The sequence below is a fragment of the Paenisporosarcina sp. P5_A11 genome, from assembly GCF_056400705.1.
Genome location: NZ_JBFUKT010000166.1, coordinates 1 through 7,269, shown reverse-complemented (window position 1 = coordinate 7,269; position 7,269 = coordinate 1). Strand labels below are relative to the sequence as shown.

Annotated in this window: 9 protein-coding genes; 4 read left to right on the top strand and 5 right to left on the bottom strand. The window is 36.0% G+C overall.

The window, feature by feature from the left end; translation table 11 throughout:
- A partial coding sequence (locus AC1DOS_RS16365; RefSeq protein ID WP_477538360.1) for an EcsC family protein occupies positions 1-734 on the bottom strand: 734 nt, incomplete at its 3' end.
- Between the two features lie 218 nt (positions 735-952).
- Here AC1DOS_RS16365 and AC1DOS_RS16360 point away from each other — a divergent pair.
- From AC1DOS_RS16360 to AC1DOS_RS16350, 3 genes are all read left to right on the top strand, one after another.
- Positions 953-2,410, top strand: coding sequence for an alanine/glycine:cation symporter family protein (locus AC1DOS_RS16360; protein WP_477538359.1), 1,458 nt, complete (start codon positions 953-955; stop codon positions 2,408-2,410).
- Positions 2,411-2,565: 155 nt separating this feature from the next.
- The gene (locus AC1DOS_RS16355; RefSeq protein WP_477538358.1) at positions 2,566-2,844 is read left to right on the top strand and encodes a hypothetical protein; all 279 of its coding nucleotides are present in this window, start codon (positions 2,566-2,568) and stop codon (positions 2,842-2,844) included.
- A 259-nt stretch (positions 2,845-3,103) separates the two neighbouring features.
- Entirely contained in the window at positions 3,104-3,637 is a 534-nt protein-coding gene (locus AC1DOS_RS16350) for a hypothetical protein (protein ID WP_477538357.1), read from the top strand.
- A gap of 362 nt (positions 3,638-3,999) precedes the next feature.
- Here the strand turns inward: AC1DOS_RS16350 and AC1DOS_RS16345 are convergent, their stop codons facing one another.
- From AC1DOS_RS16345 to AC1DOS_RS16330, 4 genes are all read right to left on the bottom strand, one after another.
- Positions 4,000-4,236 (bottom strand): hypothetical protein, encoded by a 237-nt coding sequence (locus tag AC1DOS_RS16345; protein ID WP_477538356.1) that lies wholly within the window; start codon positions 4,234-4,236, stop codon positions 4,000-4,002.
- Positions 4,237-4,626: 390 nt separating this feature from the next.
- Complete coding sequence (locus tag AC1DOS_RS16340) at positions 4,627-5,004, bottom strand: transcriptional regulator (protein WP_477538355.1); 378 nt, start codon at positions 5,002-5,004, stop codon at positions 4,627-4,629.
- Positions 5,005-5,188: 184 nt separating this feature from the next.
- Positions 5,189-5,527, bottom strand: coding sequence for a hypothetical protein (locus AC1DOS_RS16335; protein WP_477538354.1), 339 nt, complete (start codon positions 5,525-5,527; stop codon positions 5,189-5,191).
- Positions 5,528-5,610: 83 nt separating this feature from the next.
- Complete coding sequence (locus AC1DOS_RS16330; protein ID WP_477538353.1) at positions 5,611-5,817, bottom strand: hypothetical protein; 207 nt, start codon at positions 5,815-5,817, stop codon at positions 5,611-5,613.
- A 1,226-nt stretch (positions 5,818-7,043) separates the two neighbouring features.
- On the opposite strand from AC1DOS_RS16330, the gene AC1DOS_RS16325 reads away from it, so the two are divergent.
- A partial coding sequence (locus AC1DOS_RS16325) for a hypothetical protein (RefSeq protein WP_477538352.1) occupies positions 7,044-7,269 on the top strand: 226 nt, incomplete at its 3' end.

Below are 7,269 nucleotides of genomic sequence, written 5' to 3'. Positions count from 1 at the left end.
GCTATATCGTTCACCGCACCTCGGTTAATAAACGCACCAAAAATGAGGCCGGCAATGGGGATCATTTGAAACAGCTTTTTCCAGCCCAATTGATCACGATACGCGAAAACGACTTCACGCCAACCTTGTAATTCTGAAAGCACCTCTCTTTTCACAGAATCATCATGATTATCGAACTGAGACAATTGGCTAAGAATCGCTTGTTTTCCCACAATATCAGCGGAGACAAATTGGAGACATTTGACGATAAACAAACGCTCTTCTTTTGATTTTGGATCATAGCCATAACAAATTGCAATATCCTGAATAGTTTTTAATTGTAAACCTAGAAGTAGGGGAATATCGATTGATAAGGTGAATATTCCACCAAAACCCGTACTGGCACCTTGAATTGTCGCAAGATTTTTCCGGTTGCTAGTTAGTCTATCAACAGCTTGATCCATTATGGAAAGCGGAAGTATTGACGCGTCCTTTAACGAACTCACCTCTGTGTCAGGATAATAAGAAGAGATCGCTGATATCGAACTTAAGTAGCCACCACCTGTTTGAACATATTTTCCAAGCTCGTCTAGAATTATTCCGATTTTATTCTGAATAAAGGTAGGGGTCCATTTATCAATGATTTTGAAGGGTAAACGACCAAGCTTCTCCCAAAACCATAAATCATTTTGATCTTTCTCCCAATCCTCTCCTTTTTTCAATTCTTGTGACAACCATCCTTTAGATTCAGTCAATTTTGTGTTCTCCTCTTAAATAGAATACCTATAATACGAAAATCTAATAAATAAGTTTCATTTAGTATATATTCTTATGTTCTGAGTTATGAAGCTACAGGTACCGGTGGCCTCTACTACTTTATTTACCTGATTTTCGTTCTTTCCTTGTAATCGCGAATTTATTGTAATATAGTGAATTGTGCGACAATATAACGAACTAGATTAGGAGGAATAGAATGGAAGAGTTTATCGGGCAAATAAACAGTTTTTTATGGGGACCATGGATGATTTATGGTTGTTTGGCAATCGGTCTATTATTTTCAATCCTTACGCGTTTCTTGCAAGTTCGATTAGTTAAGGACATGGTTGTTCAAATGTTCAAAGGAGAAAAATCTGATGCTGGGGTATCTTCATTCCAAGCATTATCGATTGCATTGTCAGGTCGTGTTGGAACCGGAAATATCGCAGGGGTTGCTACTGCAATCGCATTCGGTGGTCCAGGGGCTGTATTCTGGATGTGGGCAATTGCGTTTATCGGGGCGTCTTCAGCCTTTGTCGAATCAACATTGGCACAAATTTATAAAGTGAAAGACAATGGCCAATACCGTGGTGGCCCTGCTTATTACATAGAAAAAGGAATCGGCTCGAAGTGGTATGCAGTTATTTTTGCACTCGCAACACTACTGGCTATGTCCATTTTGATGCCAGGTATTCAATCGAACTCCATTGCCATAGGGATGGAAAATGCATTTGATCTTCCACGCTGGGTTACTGGAGCTGCAATTGTTGTCGTTCTAGGTGTCATTATTCTTGGCGGAGTAAAACGTATTGCGAACGTTGCTCAATATGTCGTACCATTCATGGCGTTAGCATACATGTTAATGGCGATTATCATTATTGGAATGAACATTACTGAAGTTCCAGGTGTTCTTAGATTAATCTTTTCAAGTGCATTTAGCTTTGACTCAACTTTCGGTGGAATGATTGGCGCTGCCATTGCATGGGGCGTTAAGCGAGGAGTCTATTCAAATGAAGCTGGTCAAGGTACAGGACCTCACGCAGCTGCTGCAGCAGAAGTTTCTCATCCAGTGAAACAAGGATTGGTTCAAGCTTTTTCCGTATATATTGATACATTGCTAGTTTGTTCGGCAACAGCGTTCATGATTCTTTTCACTGGAATGTACAATGTTCAGTTGGACGATGGAGAAGGAGCATTTGTTGTTGAAAATCTTCCTGGGGTTGAAGCTGGAGCTGGCTATACGCAAGCAGCAATTGATTATGCAATGCCGGGCGCTGGCATTGGAGCAGGATTTGTTGCCATTGCATTATTCTTCTTTGCTTTCACGACAATCATGGCATACTACTACATGGCAGAAACCAACATTGCTTATCTAATGAAAGGCAAAGCTGAAAAAATCGGTATTTTTGTTTTGAAAATTGTCATTTTAATTACATCGTTCTATGGAGCGATAAATCAAGCTAAATTAGCATGGGCATTAGGCGATGTTGGGCTAGGTTTAATGTGMTGGTTGAACTTGATTGCCATCCTCATAATTGCCAAACCGGCACTTATAGCACTTAAAGATTACGAAGCTCAGAAAAAAGAAGGAAAAGATCCTGTGTTTGATCCAACAAAGCTTGGCATAAAAAATGCTGACTTCTGGGTTGAATATAACGAAAACCTGAAGAAATAAGTGAAAATCCTCCAACTTCGGTTGGGCGTTTTTTTGTTGCCTCTACTACAGCGTATGGATACCAAAAATAGTGTAAGCAACTACCTCCGCGGAGGTTCTCTTGTGTTTATTCGTATAGTTATTTAAGCATTATGAAAAATGGGGGGATTAGGAGTTTGGAAATAGATCAACAAACGTCTGGAAATGTTGAAATAGTTACAAAAAAGGAAATTACTATAAGAACAGTGCTAAATATATATGGGGTTTTCGCTGTTCTTGCATTAATATTATCAATTTTTACGACTCCTATTTCTATAAATGAAAACATGCAACTTTTTTACAATGAAGATTTAATGATGGAAGCGAAAAAGATAAAGGAGTTCTTATTTTTTATTTTTGGTTCTGCTTTAGTTTACTTTTCCTTAGTAAATCTTTATTACAAATATATGAAGTGATAGAGATTGTTCAACTAAAGGGTACTTTAGTTGAACAATCGGCTGCCTTTACAAGGCGGCTTTTTCTTATGGATTATGAAGTTGAATACTTCCTAATCCGGGGATTATGTCAACCCATTCTGCATGGTCTATGCCACGCCTTATAAAAAGGGCTTTATAATTGTTCAACTAAATGGCTGAATAATTGGAAATTCATTTACAGGTAAGTCCAGCTATGGTAATATAACTAAATATTCCCAAGATTAAAGGAGATTGAATGATGAAAAAACTATTATTGCTTATTGCTTCACTTTCTTTAGTTCTTGCAGCTTGTTCTGAAGACAAAGAAGAGAAAAAAGTTACAACGACTGAAGGAACAAAATCTGTAGAAACTACATCTGAAGAAAAAGCGAACCCTGCTGGAGATATGATGAAGTTTTACTTATCAATCTCTCAATCTATTAATGCTGTAGATGCAGATCTAAATGCTTATGAAAATGAAGAAGCACCTCCAGAAGGTGCTGAGCTTAAAAAAATGCGGGATGCTGCAAGAATAGCTGCTGCAAATGCTGCGGTTAAAGTAGAAGAATTAGAAGTTCCAGCTGAATTAAAAGATCATCAAGAAACAATTGACTCAGCATTAAACAAAATACAAGAAGCTTATACAATGAAATCAGACGCATTAGCTGCTGAAGGTGAAGTTGTATTAGATGAGGCACGTGCAAAATTTGAAGAGGCTGACGCTGAATTAAATAAGGTACTTAAAGAAGTTGGCTTAGCAGAATCAAGCATTGCCAGCGAAGTAGCACAATAAGAAAAAATCGTCCGTTTAATCGGACGATTTTTTTATTTAACATTATGTCAGTTGGTATATATACAAATGTGAAACCAGCTGCCTTTAAAGGGCAGCTTTTCTTATGGAGTAATGAAGTCGACTACTTCCTCATCGGGATGTTATGTCAACTTGTGATGTAAAAGCGATACACAAGCTTACTTAGTGTAGCATTGAAATAAAGTTTGATTAAATTAACTCTATAAACCTTGATAAAGTTTTGAAAAAAGAGTGATCAAAACACGCTTTTAATATATTCAACTGAATCATTCTTTTATAAAAAAGTTTGATCATTTCTGATTTTAGTTATTCCATTAGCGCCCGATAGTTGAAGAACCTGTTGTTCATTTTGCTTTTTGTTTTTCGTACAGTTTAATCAAAAATACACTTATGACTATAATGAATGAAATTCTTATAGAGTATTGTAAAATCATAAAGAAATAATCTGGATAAGAATTTCCCTCTGCGGAAGTCATGCCGTTTACATCTGTTGTTATTCTTATTCTATCTACCCATACCAATAACAATAAAAAAGAAGTAATAAATGAATATATAGCCGTTTTAACTAAAGTTCTTTCCACGTTACCCCCCCTTATATCTTTCCCTTACTTATTTTACCATAAAAAACCAATGGCCTTCTTATGGTAAACTGCACCGTTAGCTTAAGTCCATTTATTCACAATCTCTTCGCTATACAATTCAACTTTTTATTCAAGAATATGGCCCGATTGCTTAATAAGAAAAATCCTCAAATATCAAAAATCCATATATAAAACGGTTGAACTTTTTTCAAAACGGAGCAACTTTATTACAAACGGTTAAACTTTGTTTTAAACGGTCGAACTTTATTACAAACGGTTAAACTTTGTTTTAAACGGTCGAACTTTATTTTAAATCCACAAAGGGAACAGGAACGCACAAAAATGTCACAACGAAAAAGAGCATCAATTTTGAATGCTCTTTTTATCATCCTATTCTATTCGCAACAACTCTTTTCCATTAGAAAGCCACGCCTTTACCTTCTGATGCTCGGACAACAATTGTTCATAATCCAGTTGCAGCTTTTCATAAGCTTCAGCTAATGCATCATGCGAGGTCATCGCTTGTTTTAGATRACTGTGAACTTCATTGGGTTTGTTGGTTCGACTCAGTTTTTGTACATTGTACTGTTTGCGTAATGTTTTATTCCACCGGAACCCACATGCTTGTTTTGATCGTCCAATGATTGTTGCAGCTTCTTCAAATGCTTGTAGTTGCGTTTTTCCTTCACGAATAAAAGTTAACACCGTGTCAGCAAGAACCTTATCATCTTCTACCGTCCAACTGTCTTTTCTTTTCTTCTCCTCCAAACTATCACCCCTATCTTTTATCACTATATGAACTGTCGGCTATTAAATATGTAGTAGGAATTTAGACTTTTTATTATTCATCTTTGGATAGTTTATTAAGTAGACGCGATACAGGAGTAACCATTGATTTGCTGTGTGTTTTCTTATTTAAGGAAATGTGACGAAAGATAAGTGAAAGTATTAGCTACGAAAGAAAACCCACAGCCGGTTTCCTGGAATCTTCTTGGGCGCTCATCATAATGAGTAGTTCCAGTGCAGACATGTTCGGAAGCTTTTCTAAAAATAGCTTGGCTGTATCATAATTCAAAAATGCAAAAGCATGGAGTTCTTCTTGAAGGGCCCAGCCTAAATCTATATGTTCTAACAGATAGATTCTTAAAATCGGATATTCGGAAGACGGATACATATCTTCCCCTGCAATTACTAGCCCTACCTCTTTTGTTGAGCTAAATATCGTTGTAATAATCTTCATATCTTCCTCAAAGTCTTCTGGAATCAGTATTTTAACATCCTCATTTATCATACGTTCTTCCTCCCTTATCGTTTTAGTATTCGGATTAACCTTAGTGAGACTATGTAAGTTCAGAAGTAAGCGTGTTTAGTTAGCTATTTCCTTGTGTGCCGTGTTTTTAATAAGTAATTTGATTTTAAGCGCTTATGTAATTCATCTTGAGGTTTACTTTGCAGTAGGTTAGATACAACTGTTTTATCGATCGTATCAGGACCAAATTCTTTATTAACGTTTTCAACGACTTTGACCTTGCTTCCTGAATAGGCATGTTCCTTTAAGATTTTTTGCTCTACTGTTGTCACTTCATAGTTTTCTACCAGAAACACAAAATCTTGAAGTTCTTTAATTTCTTTTTTGGTGCATCTACTGTCTTTAACATCTTCATATGTATATCCTCTCTATTAAGGTTTTACTTCTTTAACATTATTACAATATTCTCCATTTGCACGAAGATATCCTCTACAACAAGACTACTAAAATAAAACAACTTTTGAATGGCGGCAGAACGATAGCTCCTACCAAAGCATCAATCGCTTAACAAGAAGCTCAAACGTGTCGCTTTCCTCTAAAAAGATCGATAACCACGGACTGTAAGGCTTGGCTTGTTGAATTTTTTCTTTTGTCCTCCGGATTGTACCCATTCCCAACCTGTCTAAGCCAGAAACAGAGGCAGATTCCAAGGCTGTCGCCCTCCCCCTGTTTCCGACGTGATCCAAGGAAAAATAGTTTGAGATACTAGAGAAAAGGATTGAGTATTGATCTTAATATACACTTCTTATTCATAGAGATGGTTGAGTAGTTGAAAAACATACTTACGAGATATAGTGGAAGTTATGGTGATGATCAGAAGAGAAGAATGGTTTGTACTTTGTACTTTAAGGTATCGGTTTCCAGCAAAGGGTGAATGATAGTCAATTCTTCTACGGAGTGATTTAGCAGTAAATAACTCCTATACAAAAACAACAAATGAGTATATTGAATGATTTTTCTTAACAAACATTACCAAAAAAATGTGCGTATACTACTTAACTCATATACAAAAAATAACAAATGAGCATATGGAACGATTTTCCATAACAAACATTGCCAAAAAAATGTGCGTATACTACACTAGGTCCAAGAGAAATACAGTGAATATTCAATAGATTCATATAAGTAAATCAAAATTAAAATGAATGTGATTATTCAACTTAGGAGGTGGATGCGAGAGTGAGTACGGAGAGGAAAATCGGAAAAACATAAATGATTATGTTTAAATATGCAAGGAGGTGTTTGGTGTTCTCCATGCTGGATAAATGGTTACAAGCGTATGTAGGGTTATTTATCCTAATTCGAAAGTATTATTTTATGAAAACGCATTCATTTTCGACACATTCCGATACCTGATGATCTTTTTTTTCGCCATGGTTACATTAACAGGAAAATTTTCTCATCTAAGAGATTTCAATTTAAGGAGGTGAATTGATCTTTTAGGTAATTGGATGAATTGCATCACTATTTCAACTGAATGAACTAAGGGGGAGAAGTTTTGAAAAGAAAAATGAGTGCTCGCTTCAAATGGTTGTATGTAATTTTAAGTGCATTTTTAGTCCTTTCATTAATGTTGCCTAGAATGGGTATGGCAGAAACAAATAATAAGCCTTACACGTCTGTTAAAGACGCTGCTTTAACATCCAATAAAAGTAAGATTAATAGTAAGCTAACTAAACAATTTGATAAACAGAAAGAAGTAACCTTCTTAATTAAATTTAAGG